This window comes from Lacticaseibacillus absianus, from assembly GCF_013407595.1.
Lineage (GTDB): Bacteria > Bacillota > Bacilli > Lactobacillales > Lactobacillaceae > Lacticaseibacillus > Lacticaseibacillus absianus.
In genome coordinates, this window is the sequence record NZ_JABEKX010000002.1 from 493,842 (window position 1) to 508,950 (window position 15,109).

Sequence of the window (15,109 nt, forward strand, 5' to 3'; positions counted from 1 at the left end):
GCATAGTCTGCTATGCTGAGCGCAGTAGAAGGGGTGACAAAAATGGCAGATGAAAGTGGGCCGACGATGCGGCGGTTGCGTCAGATGAAAGGCATCACCCAGGCAGATTTTTACGCCGACGTCTTATCGCCACGGCAGGCGATCCGCTTTGAAAATGGGGAGAACGCCCCGCGCTTAGACGCCTTATTTCCGTTGATCGCGCGGCTCGGGCTGACATTGAGTGAGTTTGACGCACAGCGCGCGCACCAGACCGTGGCGCCCCCGGTCAAGCCGGCCCTTGAGGCCAGTGCGCAGGCGGTGATCGCGAAGCTGGCCCAATGGCCGGATTGGCAGTTGACGGCGACCGAGCATGACACGTTGCGTCAGTATGCGTTGACGGCCAGTGTGCTGTCGTTGCGAGACATCGTGCAGCTGATGACCGCCAGCTGGCTGTTTGACCCTAGCGTTGGGGAGTCGATCCGTGACCGGTTGTGGCGCGATCTTCAGGTCTATCGCGCCGTGCCGGGCTATCAGCGCGTGGCGACGGGAATGTGGACGACTCGCGGGTTCGATTACGCCGTGCGCGGCCAGCTGGCGCGCAGTCGGCAAGCTTTCGAGCAGGCGCTCAGCCTGCCGGCGGACGATCGCTTCAGTCGCCTGAACAGTCGCTTCTACCTGGCGCTCCTGCACCCTGAGCGCGGGGCGGCGGCGCTGTACCAGCAGACCCAGCCGCTGATCCTAGGCGTCTGGCAGCTGGGCGACCGGGTCTTGGCCGATGGGCTGGTGGACAACCGGCGGCACATCCTGACTGCGATGGGCGTACATGCGCATTGGCGGCGTGAGGAGCTCGGGGCCATGGCGCGCATGCAGCGCCGGCAACCGGCAGCGGCGTTGAGCGATGCGGCTGATTATTATACCGATGCGGTCTTTCCGGGGCTGACGGCCGCGCTGGCCGAGTTTGGCGGGCCGCTGCGCGTCCATGAGCACAGTGGGCACGAGCCGTGAGCGGGCCCTGCCTGGACGCCTTGGCGCTTTTGTGTTACACATAGAGAGGCATGCAGCGCTTGGCGCTGCGCGACTACCAGAAGAACGTGAGGGACGCTTCTTTGATCGATCAACCAACACTTCAACTCATTCGTGCCGGGATCACCGGCATCACTGATCGGCAGATCAGCGCCGTGCTGACCCTGATGGATGCGGGCAACACGTTCCCGTTCATCGCGCGCTACCGCAAGGAGATGACCGGCAGCCTCGACGAAGTCCAGATCCAGACGATCGAAGCGGCTTATCAGCGCGTCGCGGCCTTGCAGGCGCGGCAGGCAGCGGTGATCCACGCGATCGACGCGCAGGGGCAACTGACCCCCGCATTGGAACGGCAGATCCTGGCGAGCACCCAACTTCAGGCGGTGGAAGACCTTTATTTGCCGTACAAGGCGAAGCGCCAGACCAAAGCGGCGGTCGCCCGACAGCAGGGCCTGACGCCGCTGGCGGACTGGCTCCTGACGTTGCCGCGCGGCGACGTGTTGCGTGAAGCCCAGCGGTATGTCGCCGCTGCCAAGGGGGTCGACTCGGCACAGGCGGCGCTTGACGGGGCACATGAGTTGTTGGCTGAGCGCTTCAGTGAAATTGCGGCGTGGCGCAACTGGGTCCGCAACACCACGGCGCGGACCGGGACGCTGCGGGTGACCGTGCGGCCCAAGAAGCAGGCACTGGATGAGAAGGGAGTCTATCAGCAGTTCTACGACTTCGAGGCACCGCTCAAGAAGCTATCTGCGACGCAGGTGATGGCGATCAACCGCGGGGAAAAAGCCGAGCTCTTATCGGTCAAAGTCAACGTGGACACTGCGGCGATCTTTCGCTATTACCACGGCAAGCTGATCGGCCAGCGGCCTGCCAGCGCCGCCACCGCCGCCGTGGAAGCCGCGTACCAGGATGCCTACAAGCGCTTCGTCGGCCCGGCCATCGAGCGGGAGGCGCGCAGTGCGCTGACCGACACGGCCGCCGGCGAGTCGATCCAAGTGTTCGGGCAGAATCTCTACAACCTGCTCATGCAAGCGCCGCTCAAGGGGCAGGTCGTCTTGGGGTTCGACCCGGCGTACCGGACCGGCTGTAAGCTGGCGGTCGTCGATGAGAACGGGAAGTTTTTGACCCAAGCCGTGATCTACCCGCACCAACCGGCCCCGGAAGCCAAGCGGCAGGCCGCGATGCCGGCATTGATCGACCTGATCGAGCGCTATCAGGTCACGGTGGTCGCGATCGGCAACGGGACTGCGAGTCGCGAGTCCGAGCAGTTCGTCGCGGCGGCGTTGCGTCAGCTGGATCGCGAGGTCTACTATGTGATCGTCAACGAGGCAGGGGCCTCGGTGTATTCGGCCAGCCAGGCGGCGCGCGATGAGTTTCCGACGCTTCACGTCGAGCAGCGTAGCGCGATCAGCATCGCCCGGCGGCTGCAGGATCCGCTGGCGGAGCTGGTCAAGATCGACCCCGCGGCGGTCGGCGTGGGGCAGTACCAGCACGACCTGCCGGCCAAAGCGCTGGCCAGCGAAGTCGACGGCGTGGTCGAGCGTGCCGTGAACCGCGTCGGGGTGGACCTGAACACAGCGAGTGCGGCGCTGTTGACCCGCATCTCCGGGCTGTCTGCGACGATCGCGGCCAACATCGTGCAGTACCGCGATGAACACGGCCGCTACGGGAGCCGGGCGGCGCTGAAAAAAGTCCCGCGGCTTGGCCCCAAGGCCTTCGAGCAATCCGTCGGGTTCCTGCGCATCGTTGCCGGCCGTGAGCCGCTGGACAACACCGATGTGCATCCGGAGAGCTACCCGGTTGCCCGCCAGCTGCTGAAGGCGGCCGGTGTCGCCCCGGCCGCGCTCGGCACCGAGGCCGCCCAGACGAAGCTGCGGCTGGTCGACACTGCGCCGCTGATCGCAAGCGGCGTGGGGGCGGAGACGGTGCGCGACATCGTCACCAGCCTGTTGCAGCCGGGGCGTGATGGGCGTGACCGCATGGCGGCCCCGCAGTTGCGCCAAGACGTCTTGAGCATAACCGACCTAGTCCCGGGGATGGCGCTTGAAGGGACCGTCCGCAACGTGGTCGACTTCGGGGCATTCGTCGATATTGGCGTCAAGCACGACGGGCTCGTGCATGTCTCACGGATGACGACTCAGTACGTGCGCGACCCCAAGGCGATCGTGGCAGTCGGCGACATCGTGTCGGTCTGGATCGAATCCGTCGACCTAGCCCGCGATCGCATTCAACTGACCATGATCGCACCGGCGGGGTGAGCGGTTCCGCGCGGGCGACACGCAAAAAGGCAACCAGCCGGTTGCCTTTTTTGCGTGCCGTGGGGGCGACTGACGCGGCGGTCGGATCGCGGGGTGATCAGTCGTGGTGCTGATAGGGCTTGGGCTGGACGGTGACGCCGACGCTCGATCCCGCTACGATCGGCAGCTTGGCCGCGGTGACCAAAGCCGCGGCGCTGCCGGTGACCATGACGCCTTTGAACCGGACGGTCTTGGCCGTTGCAGCCATCGCGGTGCGGTAGGCGGTCACGTTGGCGTCCTGCGGGCCGTATGATCGCCAGTACTGGGCCAAGTAGTGCCGCCAATCCGAGTAGTCGAGTGGCGCCGTCAGGTCAACGCCGAGTGGATCGGCGACGTGTTGAAGCCCATTGGTGGCCGTGCTCGGGTCGTCGAGGATGTATCCCCAGCACAGCGTGATTTGCCGGGGCAAGGCGTGCTTGATCTCCGCCAGCGTCAGCGGGGCATCGAAGGTCAGGGCCAGCTCCCCGTAAGTGTTGGTCATGCCTGCAAGGCGCAACCCTTCATTGGGCAGCGTGGCGGTGGACGCGGTGTAAAAATTGGCGATCTTCTGCCCGTCCAGCGTGTACGACTGGGTCTGGTCCGCTGCGCCAGTGTCGCCGACATTGAGCGCGTGGCGATGCCCGATCGTCTGATCCACCTGGTGAGATAGCGTCGCGAACTGGCTGGTTAGTGTTCGCCACGGGACCGGGATCCCGGCGATCAACTTGTACTCGTTCGTCACGACTTGACCGCTGGCCAACCCCGCGTTGGTCAACTGTTCGTTGCTCACGGCGACATTGGGCTCGGCGACTTGGTGGTAGACCAGCAGTTGATCGAAAAGCTGTTGCATCTGGTGGGCAGCCAGCCGGTCGACGACCGCAAGGCTGCCGCCACCGATCAGCAAGACGACCAGCAAGGCGCCAACGAGATTTTTGACGAGTTGGCGGGTTTTGGCTCGGCGTAATGCGTGTTCAAGGTCCATCGTGATCATCCTCCAGGTAAGGTCTGAGGCGGGCGCGAGCCCGCTGTAGCTGCTTCTTAACGGTCTCCGGCTTGAGCGTGAGCGCCGAAGCGATCTCTTGGTACGAGAAGCCGTAGTAGTACTTCAACGCGAGGATCTCCCGGTCACGCGCGTTAAGCGGTGCGATCAAGGTCGCGAACTGCGCGGGCGGTGGGGCCGCAGCCGCCGGGACAGCAGCGCCTAACGCCTCTTTGCGCCGGTGGCGCCACGCGTCGAGGTAGGCGTTCAACGCGACGCGGTAGAACCATCCGTCTAGGTTCGTCAGCGTCAGCTCGGGCAGCAGTTGGTAGATCCGTTCAAACGCCGTCCCGACAGCGTCTTCAGCGTCTGCTTGCGAGATGCCCCGCACGGCGAGTCGGGCGACCACTTGCCGCCCGAGCGCCAGCAAGTGGTCATCAAAGGTTACGCCTGCCATGCCACCCCTCCTTTTTCCTCAATAGTAAGACGCATCAGCCCCACCCAAAGGGGACAGGGTCCGGCCAAAAAAACTAGTTGCCCCAAGCATGCCATGCGGGCGTGCGCAAGACAAGCGCCCGGCCGTAGCGGACGTGCACCGCCCGGGCTCGGTCTGGTATAATGTCAGGCAATGGCGGCATGAGTCGCCGAGAGAAAGGGTGAGGGTCTATGCTGAGCATTGTGATCGCGGTCGTCATGACACCGAAGGAAGACAATGCCTAGTCTTCCACGCTAAGGAGGACATCAAACTGACAATCGAAAACTATGGTGCGACGGGCGCTCAGCCCGTCGCCAGCGGGTTGACCCTGGCGCGCGTGATCGCGACCAGTCACCGCCACTACACACTCATCACGGCAGCCGGGCAGTTCCAGGCCCAAGTCGCGGGGCGCTTCGCTAACCTGGCGTTGGGCCCGGAGGACTATCCGACCGTGGGCGACTGGGTCCAGGTGCGCCTGCCCGCAGACGCCGCAGACCCAGCGACCATCGAGCGCCTGAATACGCGCCAGACTGTTTTTCTCCGCAAAAGCGCGGGGCGGCGCACAGACGCGCAGCTCGTCGCCGCCAACATCGACTGGCTGTGCCTGTGCATGGCCCTGGACGGCAACTTCAACTTGCGTCGGCTGGAACGCTACCTGGCCGTTGCGGCCGCGTCCGGTGCGCAGGCCGCCGTCGTGCTGACCAAAGCCGATCAGGCGACCGCGCGCGTGGACCAGTTGGCCGCCGTCGCGGCGGTCGCCGGGGCCGCCCCGGTGATCGTCTGCGACGCAACGCAGGCCAACGGATTGGCCGAGCTGACCGACTTCATGCAACCGCGGCTGACCTACGCCTTCATCGGCTCGTCCGGGGTGGGGAAGTCGACCCTGATCAACCACTTGCTCGGCACCGCTGCATTGGCGACGCAAGCCGTTCGCGCCCACGATGCGCACGGGCGGCACACGACCACTGACCGGCAACTGATGCGCCTGCCCAACGGGAGCCTGGTCATCGACACGCCGGGAATGCGGGAACTCGGGCTCGTCGAGGCGGACCTGGGGGCGACGTTCGACGACATCCAAGCACTGGCCCGGGATTGCCGGTTCAAGGATTGCCGCCACCAACACGAACCAGGCTGTGCGGTCCAGGCCGCGATCCGAGCCGGCAGGTTGCCGGCGGCGCGCCTGGCGAGCTTTCAGCAGCTCGAGGCGGAGCAGGCTCAGAACCTGACGTTGCGGGGCAGGGCGCGTGAAAACGCGAAGATCGACCGGATGTTTGGGAGCAAGAAGCAGATGAAGGCGACTCTGAAAGCGGCGCGGCACAAGCGGTCCTGACCGGCTCGCTCGCGCCCAGCGCGATGTGGACGCGTGACGTGGTGCAACCGTGGCCGCACCGCTCTACGTGAGCGTTCGTAAGCACCCAATAATCGACCGTCTTGCAAACTGAGAAGGGCCGCAATCCTATTTTTGGATTGCGACCCTTCATTGCTTACGCGGTTTCGCTAGTTGCTGGCTTTAGATGCTGATTCCAAGGTAAATAAGCCTCAGCTTGTTCCCTCGTTGGTGAGGCAGACAGTTGTGACAGCCCATGCAGAAGTCGCTCAATGTAACTTCGTGGATCCAGTCCGTTGGCTTTGGCAGTCTCAACGATCGTCATCCAGATCGCATTGGCTTCGGCCCCCTTTGGGCTGGTGGCGAACAGCCAGTTCTTTCGTCCAATCACGAAGGACTTCATGTTCCGCTCTGATGCATTGTTGCTCAAATCAATCTCGCCAAACTCCAAGACTCGATTAAGCATGCACCGCTGATTCAAAGCGTAGGTCAGAGCGACACCCAGTCGCGATTTCGGCGCCGGCGCGGCCTGATCACACCAAGCCCAGAACTGATCAATCAGAGGTTCTAGTTCTGCCTGTCGACATTTCAGACGCTCGGCCGGTGATAAGAGCGCCCATTGTGTCTCAAGGTGGAACATCTGGTTGAGCAGCTCTAGCGGTTTCGTGCTGGTAAATTTACCTTTAACCTTCGCTGCGTCGTCGTAGAATTTACGCCGAACGTGCGCCCAACAACCAACACGGATGACGCTGTCGCCAAGAAGATTATATCCGGCATAGCCATCACACTGCAGGACCCCAGTATAGCCTGAGTATATTCGCTGCGCGAACTTACCAGAGCGGGTGTTGCCATAAGCGTAGTAGACGACCTGCTGGTCGGCGAGGCGAATACTGCGTTCTACCCAGATGTATGATTTACTCTTTGCCGACTTACCCGGTTCTCTCAGCACTTGGAACGGTGTTTCGTCGCCTTGCAGGAACCGCTCTGACAGGAGGTACTCGTGCATCAGGTCATAGACTGGTCTGACGATTTCTGCCGCGTTGATTACCCAGTTTGTCATGGTCGTCTCACTGAGTAGAAGACCCGCTCGGCGCCATTCTAATATCTGACGATAAAGCGGTGTACCCAGCATGTATTTCTGATAGAGCAACTCAGCGACTAGCGACGAGGTCGCGAGACTGTGCGGGAACAACGCCTGCGGCGCTTGTCCTTGATACAGGTGACTCACACCATCCTCGAGCTCACATTCCGGACACTTGTATGTCTCTTCAAAGATACGCTCAACATACAATCTGCCTGGTATGTGTTGGACCACTTCACGCACGAGATGCTTGCCCACTTTAGCCAGCTGATGACCATGATCACACAGCTCACTTTTTCGAGTGATCACGGTTTCTTCGATGGGCAATTTTGGATCGATTGATTCACCGCGACTGCTTTTAGGCTTGCGCTTGGCTTTTACTACGACTATTTCTTCGCTTTGTTGCCCAGTCTGCTCTGGGTCGGTAAAAACACTGTTATCTCCCAGAAGAGACAGCTGATTAGGATCGGTCATCTTCTCCGAATGGGAGCCGTAGAGTTTCCGAGTTAAATACGCGACCTGCTCGGTGAGCGCCTGAACTTGTTTCATGAGTTCTCGATTTTGCTCGAGTGCCTGTTTGAGCAGATCTTCAGTCGTAGTGACCATGGGCGTAGCCCTCGATTCATTGATGTTGGGTTGAGTGTACCACTGGTGCGACGGGCTTTCTACCATTATTTCTTGGACAAAACTGGTTTACCGTCGACTCCAATCCCCAACCAGATAAAAGACGCTCTAATTGCTTAGCGTGGAGTTTCTTAACCTCATTTTGAGTCGTTGGCCACTGTAGCCGGCCGTCCTCAATTCGCTTGTAGAGCAGGATAAATCCATCGCCAGCCCAATATAGGGCCTTAAACCGATCCTTGCGGGTCCCGCAAAATAGAAACAGTGCCCGACTGTACGGATCCAGATGATATTCCTCTTGGATAACTCCAGCCAAGCCTTCAATACCACGACGCAAGTCGGTCTTACCACAAATCAAATAAATGCCGCTGAGCTTGTGGATATCAATGAGCATTGGCGAACACCGCCTTCATCAAGGCATCCAGGATATAGCCCTGGATATGGTTATACACTACAACCGTTTTGTTGGTGTCAATCTTAACTTGAAAGGCCTTGGTGGCAGTGCTCAGTGGCGCCCGCCGCTGGTCATCCTCTAATTTGATCCGAACAATCTCAGGTTTCTCATCCATAAAATTACCTCACCAATTTAGATTTGATGAGGCAATCATACTGCCCGGCAAGGGGCAATCATATCCGGTCTGTTATTGGGTGCTTACGAGCGTTCTTGCTCACCGAGCGGATGACAAAGGAGCCGTTGGCCAATGAGGCCAACGGCTCCTTTGCGGTTCTGGGTACTGGATCCGGTTCAGCGGCGGCCACTGCAACGGGGGCGCCGGTCACGCAAGCCGACCCGACAGTAAGACCAGCACGCCGCAGACCCCGCAGACGAGCAGAACGGCGAATGCGCCGAGGCTCGCGACCTTCAACCGTTCGCGGCGAGCGGGGCAGTCGCACGCCGGGACGAGCGGGTGGCTGCGCCGGAGCGCGAGGTAAGCGAGCAGGCCCGCGCCGTTTTGGGTCCCTGCGGCTAGCACCCCGATCAACCGGGGACGGGCGAGCCCGCGGGCCGTCGCGTCAAGGGTCAGCAGCTGGGTCATCAGGTAGGCGAGCGTGACCGCGGCGAGTACGATCGCGACGACGAGGAGCGTTAGAACTAGCACTAGCATCAGGATCACCTCAGATCAGCTTGACCATCAAGAAGAATGCAGTGCCAATGCATCCAACCAGCAACAGCAGTAGCAACGCGGTCAGCCACACCACGTGGCTGGAGCAGATGAGCCCGAGCGTCAAGCAGAGGTTCAGCCCCAGCATCAGGGCTAACCACTTGCTCGTCTTGACGACATCGGTCGCATCGAGCCATGACTTCACCATTTGTCGATCACCTCTCAAGAGTTCGTCTAAGGAGAGATGGTACAGCTCGGCTAGTCGCATCACGCGTTCGATGTCTGGATAGCTGCGTGAGTTTTCCCAGTTCGACACTGTCTGCCGACTGACCGAGACAACCTCCGCCAACTGTTCCTGTGACATTCCAGCGGCCGTTCGGGCCTGACGTAATTGTTCGCCAATGATCATTACACATCACTCCTCACGCTTGAGCCTAGTCGAATCGGCCTGGATTGTGTAGCCAAAAAATTTGACATCGCCAAATTGCCGCGAAATAGGCCGGTGTCGGGTGGATCAGACAGCTTCATCTTACCGCTTTTTTGCGGGGGCGGGGCGAAGTCGGCCGGAAAATCCGTCGCGAGTGTAACCGCTTGCTAAAAAATCAACGGCGTGCTACAGTAACGTCGAGCTCGAGTCTAAGGTGATGTCGGACAGCTGCCGGCACCGGTGACCTTCAGGCTTGGTGAAATCATCCAAGGCTTTCGCCTAGTAACCCCCACAGAGCATATGCAGTGAAGCGTCGCGTACTGACGGACGCAAAGGCCAGTGGTATGTGGATGAATCGATCGTGCGAACCGTCGGGTTGCCCCTGCTCCGGCAGGCATCTAATCAAGTCCGGCCGGTGTGCTGACACACCGGCCACGCAAGGCCCACGCGGCGTCAAGCCGCTGCGGCCCTGCGGCTCCGCCTGGCAACGGCGGGTCACGTCAGCCAAAGGCGCGCTGGGGGCTTCCCTGGGGCGGCTTTGGTGTGTCTAGGCGCGCCAAAAACGACAGGTCGGTGTACCACCCCGCCAAACTGGTGCACGATCCGAGGCGCGTGGTCACCAGCACGCAGGTGGCGCAAAAAAAGCATTTGACCAGATATGAACCTCCAGGTTTGGGCAGTAATCCAAATCTAGAGATTCATTCACAGAACTTATTTTGGTGTCGTTGGCGTTACGCATTGAGGGCAGTCGCGAGCACTAATAGGTCACTGCGCAAACTTCCGGTAGCACACACGTTTTCACCAAGAAAGGGGTGTGGCAAACTCGTAAGAGCACTACTTATACACCAAGATCAGGAGTTCATTCCAATATCGATATAGTTCACTGTGATTAGTGCGCGCAGAAGTAGTGAGACTTTTCAAATGCATAGGTGGCATTGAGAGAAGCTGACGTAAAATGAGTACTGAGCCCAAGGTTTGTAGTGGCATAGTATTGTAAAATTTGTGTAGACTCATAAACATTTAATTAAACGTTTGGTCAAAAAGGTCAATTTGGTTTTCTACGTTACCGTTTCGGCTTTTCTTTGACTCTGCTTCTTTTTCAAGATCACACAATTTATCTAGCGTGCTTGTCCAGTTTAGTAAAAAGGCAATATGTGAGTTTTGGAAGAGAACCTCGTTCTTTTCGCTTTCATAAACTATAAGTGGCGACTCTTTTTTATGTTTGACAGCCTGAATACTTACTATATGATGCAATGAATTAGTTAGCGATCCGTTGAACGAATTGTTATCTTCGATGTTATCTGTAAAGGATTTAACTTCTTTGGTAAACGTTGGGTAAGGAACCTTTTCATGATCCAAGCTCAATGATGCTGTAGCTCGCACGATAAGATTATAAATATCGGCATCAGGGTTACCGATTGCTGGTCGGACGGTACGCTGAGTTCCATGTTCATCTGGCCCCTTTTCTAGATCAATTAGATAACGTTTGCCCGCATCAATGTTTCTTTCATAATATTTCTGAATAGCACCGCGTGCATGTTCGACTGTTAACTTATTTTTAACGTCTAAGGCAGCAAAGAGGCAGAACGATTGCATTAACTGTGGGTTTCTAAAACTATATCGTGCTAAAAAAGACAAGGCAGGTTCGTCATAGGGGATACCTAAATAGTCAAACCCTTTTTTGCCAACCATTATTAAATCGGCAGTCGTCCAGGTCGGAATTGAAAGGGAATCATATCTACCACTTAAATCAGGTTCAATGTCTGAAAGTTCTTTCGAACGTCCAGGAGTGGTAGCAATTATGAACCGGGCACCGCTCTGAGACCAGGATTTTAATGCTCTTAGAATCTTAATTTGTTTTTCTTCGTCAATAAAATGAAAATCGTCGAACACAATTACAATGTCGTTTTGAAGTAAAAACCTTAAAAGTGAATCTCGTACAGGTGTATGTCGCTGGCCGACATAGGTCTTTGTTTTCACTAGGTCATCACCTGTATTGAAGCCAATATCAAATAGTCTTAAAAAGCCGGCCCTTACTTCTGCCGAAAAGTTAACTTTTGTAGCCGATTGAGTTTTTAAAATCTCTGACTCTAGCTCGACCCCGATAATTGCGGCAATTGTTGCTGCAAAGTCCTCTTCGAGTACAAAGTCGGATCCATTTATTGTGACGTAGTTTAAATGGTTTTCACTCATAACATGCTGAATTAGAACGGTCTTACCAGTTTTACTAATTGATTTTACATGTACAATTTTTGTTAGTTGAGTAATTTCGTTTTTTAAATTTTCTTCCAGCATTAACTCGTGACGAGCAACATAAGTAATTGTTGGCACACCGTTTCTTACAAAGACATTACTGGCATCTGTCATAATTTCTGCTCACTTTCAGTGGTAACAGCCGCCACAAACGAAATAAAAACGCATTCCCTTTCCATATAGACCCCCGAGAGATTTATTTATATCTAAGATTATATTCTTAATTCCATGAAGGTCAATCATACTATGGAAGGGGAAAAACACCAGTTATTGAAATTCACAAAACTAGAGAAGCGGGGAGTCTGTTTTTTGTTGAACTGTAAGCACCCAATAACAGACCGGATATGATTGCCCCTTGCCGGGCAGTATGATTGCCTCATCAAATCTAAATTGGTGAGGTAATTTTATGGATGAGAAACCTGAGATTGTTCGGATCAAATTAGAGGATGACCAGCGGCGGGCGCCACTGAGCACTGCCACCAAGGCCTTTCAAGTTAAGATTGACACCAACAAAACGGTTGTAGTGTATAACCATATCCAGGGCTATATCCTGGATGCCTTGATGAAGGCGGTGTTCGCCAATGCTCATTGATATCCACAAGCTCAGCGGCATTTATTTGATTTGTGGTAAGACCGACTTGCGTCGTGGTATTGAAGGCTTGGCTGGAGTTATCCAAGAGGAATATCATCTGGATCCGTACAGTCGGGCACTGTTTCTATTTTGCGGGACCCGCAAGGATCGGTTTAAGGCCCTATATTGGGCTGGCGATGGATTTATCCTGCTCTACAAGCGAATTGAGGACGGCCGGCTACAGTGGCCAACGACTCAAAATGAGGTTAAGAAACTCCACGCTAAGCAATTAGAGCGTCTTTTATCTGGTTGGGGATTGGAGTCGACGGTAAACCAGTTTTGTCCAAGAAATAATGGTAGAAAGCCCGTCGCACCAGTGGTACACTCAACCCAACATCAATGAATCGAGGGCTACGCCCATGGTCACTACGACTGAAGATCTGCTCAAACAGGCACTCGAGCAAAATCGAGAACTCATGAAACAAGTTCAGGCGCTCACCGAGCAGGTCGCGTATTTAACTCGGAAACTCTACGGCTCCCATTCGGAGAAGATGACCGATCCTAATCAGCTGTCTCTTCTGGGAGATAACAGTGTTTTTACCGACCCAGAGCAGACTGGGCAACAAAGCGAAGAAATAGTCGTAGTAAAAGCCAAGCGCAAGCCTAAAAGCAGTCGCGGTGAATCAATCGATCCAAAATTGCCCATCGAAGAAACCGTGATCACTCGAAAAAGTGAGCTGTGTGATCATGGTCATCAGCTGGCTAAAGTGGGCAAGCATCTCGTGCGTGAAGTGGTCCAACACATACCAGGCAGATTGTATGTTGAGCGTATCTTTGAAGAGACATACAAGTGTCCGGAATGTGAGCTCGAGGATGGTGTGAGTCACCTGTATCAAGGACAAGCGCCGCAGGCGTTGTTCCCGCACAGTCTCGCGACCTCGTCGCTAGTCGCTGAGTTGCTCTATCAGAAATACATGCTGGGTACACCGCTTTATCGTCAGATATTAGAATGGCGCCGAGCGGGTCTTCTACTCAGTGAGACGACCATGACAAACTGGGTAATCAACGCGGCAGAAATCGTCAGACCAGTCTATGACCTGATGCACGAGTACCTCCTGTCAGAGCGGTTCCTGCAAGGCGACGAAACACCGTTCCAAGTGCTGAGAGAACCGGGTAAGTCGGCAAAGAGTAAATCATACATCTGGGTAGAACGCAGTATTCGCCTCGCCGACCAGCAGGTCGTCTACTACGCTTATGGCAACACCCGCTCTGGTAAGTTCGCGCAGCGAATATACTCAGGCTATACTGGGGTCCTGCAGTGTGATGGCTATGCCGGATATAATCTTCTTGGCGACAGCGTCATCCGTGTTGGTTGTTGGGCGCACGTTCGGCGTAAATTCTACGACGACGCAGCGAAGGTTAAAGGTAAATTTACCAGCACGAAACCGCTAGAGCTGCTCAACCAGATGTTCCACCTTGAGACACAATGGGCGCTCTTATCACCGGCCGAGCGTCTGAAATGTCGACAGGCAGAACTAGAACCTCTGATTGATCAGTTCTGGGCTTGGTGTGATCAGGCCGCGCCGGCGCCGAAATCGCGACTGGGTGTCGCTCTGACCTACGCTTTGAATCAGCGGTGCATGCTTAATCGAGTCTTGGAGTTTGGCGAGATTGATTTGAGCAACAATGCATCAGAGCGGAACATGAAGTCCTTCGTGATTGGACGAAAGAACTGGCTGTTCGCCACCAGCCCAAAGGGGGCCGAAGCCAATGCGATCTGGATGACGATCGTTGAGACTGCCAAAGCCAACGGACTGGATCCACGAAGTTACATTGAGCGACTTCTGCATGGGCTGTCACAACTGTCTGCCTCACCAACGAGGGAACAAGCTGAGGCTTATTTACCTTGGAATCAGCATCTAAAGCCAGCAACTAGCGAAACCGCGTAAGCAATGAAGGGTCGCAATCCAAAAATAGGATTGCGGCCCTTCTCAGTTTGCAAGACGGTCGATTATTGGGTGCTTACGTTGAACTTTGTGAAGATGAAAAATGAATCGACTGAACGACAGGTATAACCAGCAAGACTTTATTGCAGAACATCTCGTTAATGCCCGAAAAAAAAAACACGCCCAGAATGGGCGTGCAATGGACTTACTATCCGAGTTGTAGAATCTGCAACGATCTGCAACAGTAGAAGTCCGGTCACAACGTTTGTGGAGCTGAATATTACAGCTTCTGGTTGTAGTATTCAACGACCAGCGCTTCGTCAACATCTGGTTCCAGTTCTTCGCGCTGTGGCAGACGAACCAGGGAGCCTTCCTTCTTGTTGTCGTCGAAGGTCACGTAAGCAGGGCGGGAAACCGTGCTTTCGAGCGCTTCGGTGACGATCGTGAGGTTCTGGGAACGCTCACGCAAGCCGATCACTTGACCCGGCTTAACTTCGTAGGAAGGAATGTCAACGCGCTTGCCATCAACGGTGATGTGACCGTGGTTGACGAGCTGACGAGCCTGCGGACGCGTGGTCGCAAGGCCGAGACGGAATACCAGGTTGTCCAAGCGCTGTTCGAGCAGGACCATGAAGTTATCACCGTGGGTGCCTTCCTTGATCTTGCCGGCGCGGATGAACAGGTTCTGGAATTGGCGTTCGTTCAAGCCGTACATCCAGCGCAGCTTCTGCTTTTCGGTCAGTTGCTGACCGTATTCAGAGATCTTGCGGCGGTTGTTGGCACCGTGATCGCCAGGGGCGTACGGACGACGCGCGAGTTCCTTACCAGTGCCGGAGAGGGACAGGCCGAGACGGCGAGACTGCTTCCAGCGAGGACCAGTATAACGAGACATATTGAGATTCCTCCAAAAATTTTGTATTGGAGTAAGTTAATGGGATGTGAACTCAGCACACGGGCAGTCGCACTAGGCGGTTCACCAATGCAGCCGCGGTTACTGCGCTCGCCCACAAGTGGGGTGCGCGACTGGAGCCGACCATGCCATTCACTG

General features: G+C 56.2%; 15 protein-coding genes. 6 read left to right on the plus strand and 9 right to left on the minus strand.

Annotated elements, in window-relative coordinates; all coding sequences use genetic code 11:
- Positions 1–42 precede the first annotated feature (42 nt).
- A complete protein-coding gene (locus tag HII33_RS07710) occupies positions 43–984 on the plus strand; it encodes a helix-turn-helix domain-containing protein (protein ID WP_179395228.1) in 942 nt (313 codons plus the stop codon).
- Between the two features lie 101 nt (positions 985–1,085).
- Positions 1,086–3,260 (plus strand): Tex family protein, encoded by a 2,175-nt coding sequence (locus HII33_RS07715; RefSeq protein WP_179395229.1) that lies wholly within the window; start codon positions 1,086–1,088, stop codon positions 3,258–3,260.
- Positions 3,261–3,357: 97 nt separating this feature from the next.
- On the opposite strand, the gene HII33_RS07720 is transcribed toward HII33_RS07715, so the two are convergent.
- Both HII33_RS07720 and HII33_RS07725 read right to left on the minus strand, forming a co-directional pair.
- Positions 3,358–4,260, minus strand: a complete 903-nt coding sequence (locus HII33_RS07720; protein ID WP_179395230.1) for a sigma factor regulator N-terminal domain-containing protein — start codon at positions 4,258–4,260, stop codon at positions 3,358–3,360.
- A complete protein-coding gene (locus tag HII33_RS07725; protein WP_179395231.1) occupies positions 4,250–4,714 on the minus strand; it encodes an RNA polymerase sigma factor in 465 nt (154 codons plus the stop codon). Before HII33_RS07725 ends, HII33_RS07720 begins: the two co-directional genes overlap by 11 nt.
- Positions 4,715–4,913: 199 nt before the next feature.
- Here HII33_RS07725 and rsgA point away from each other — a divergent pair, with 199 nt between their 5' ends.
- Positions 4,914–6,062, plus strand: a complete 1,149-nt coding sequence (gene rsgA / locus HII33_RS07730) for a ribosome small subunit-dependent GTPase A (RefSeq protein WP_179395232.1) — start codon at positions 4,914–4,916, stop codon at positions 6,060–6,062.
- Between the two features lie 154 nt (positions 6,063–6,216).
- Here the strand turns inward: rsgA and tnpC (HII33_RS07735) are convergent, their stop codons facing one another.
- The 6 genes from tnpC (HII33_RS07735) to HII33_RS07760 all read right to left on the minus strand — a co-directional run bounded on the left by tnpC (HII33_RS07735) (position 6,217) and on the right by HII33_RS07760 (position 11,658).
- Positions 6,217–7,746 (minus strand): IS66 family transposase, encoded by a 1,530-nt coding sequence (gene tnpC, locus HII33_RS07735; protein WP_179394270.1) that lies wholly within the window; start codon positions 7,744–7,746, stop codon positions 6,217–6,219.
- A gap of 16 nt (positions 7,747–7,762) precedes the next feature.
- Positions 7,763–8,155 (minus strand): IS66 family insertion sequence element accessory protein TnpB, encoded by a 393-nt coding sequence (gene tnpB, locus HII33_RS07740; protein WP_179394269.1) that lies wholly within the window; start codon positions 8,153–8,155, stop codon positions 7,763–7,765.
- On the minus strand, positions 8,145–8,330 hold the full coding sequence (locus HII33_RS07745; protein ID WP_179394268.1) for a hypothetical protein: 186 nt from the start codon (positions 8,328–8,330) through the stop codon (positions 8,145–8,147). Before HII33_RS07745 ends, tnpB (HII33_RS07740) begins: the two co-directional genes overlap by 11 nt.
- Before the next feature lie 207 nt (positions 8,331–8,537).
- Positions 8,538–8,867, minus strand: a complete 330-nt coding sequence (locus tag HII33_RS07750; protein WP_179395233.1) for a hypothetical protein — start codon at positions 8,865–8,867, stop codon at positions 8,538–8,540.
- A 10-nt stretch (positions 8,868–8,877) separates the two neighbouring features.
- Positions 8,878–9,273, minus strand: coding sequence for a helix-turn-helix transcriptional regulator (locus HII33_RS07755; protein ID WP_179395234.1), 396 nt, complete (start codon positions 9,271–9,273; stop codon positions 8,878–8,880).
- Between the two features lie 1,038 nt (positions 9,274–10,311).
- Positions 10,312–11,658, minus strand: a complete 1,347-nt coding sequence (locus HII33_RS07760) for an AAA family ATPase (RefSeq protein ID WP_179395235.1) — start codon at positions 11,656–11,658, stop codon at positions 10,312–10,314.
- 292 nt (positions 11,659–11,950) lie between these two features.
- Between HII33_RS07760 and HII33_RS07765 the strand changes: the two genes are divergently transcribed.
- Genes HII33_RS07765 through tnpC (HII33_RS07775) form a run of 3 tightly spaced genes read left to right on the plus strand, consistent with a single transcriptional unit; the run spans position 11,951 to position 14,064 of the window.
- Positions 11,951–12,136, plus strand: coding sequence for a hypothetical protein (locus tag HII33_RS07765; RefSeq protein ID WP_179394268.1), 186 nt, complete (start codon positions 11,951–11,953; stop codon positions 12,134–12,136).
- Positions 12,126–12,518: an IS66 family insertion sequence element accessory protein TnpB gene (gene tnpB, locus HII33_RS07770; RefSeq protein ID WP_179394269.1), complete on the plus strand. Its 393-nt coding sequence runs from the start codon at positions 12,126–12,128 to the stop codon at positions 12,516–12,518. Before HII33_RS07765 ends, tnpB (HII33_RS07770) begins: the two co-directional genes overlap by 11 nt.
- Positions 12,519–12,534: 16 nt before the next feature.
- Entirely contained in the window at positions 12,535–14,064 is a 1,530-nt protein-coding gene (gene tnpC / locus HII33_RS07775; protein ID WP_179394270.1) for an IS66 family transposase, read from the plus strand.
- A gap of 277 nt (positions 14,065–14,341) precedes the next feature.
- Here the strand turns inward: tnpC (HII33_RS07775) and rpsD are convergent, their stop codons facing one another.
- The gene (gene rpsD / locus HII33_RS07780; protein ID WP_179395236.1) at positions 14,342–14,953 is read right to left on the minus strand and encodes a 30S ribosomal protein S4; all 612 of its coding nucleotides are present in this window, start codon (positions 14,951–14,953) and stop codon (positions 14,342–14,344) included.
- Between the last annotated feature and the right edge of the window lie 156 nt (positions 14,954–15,109).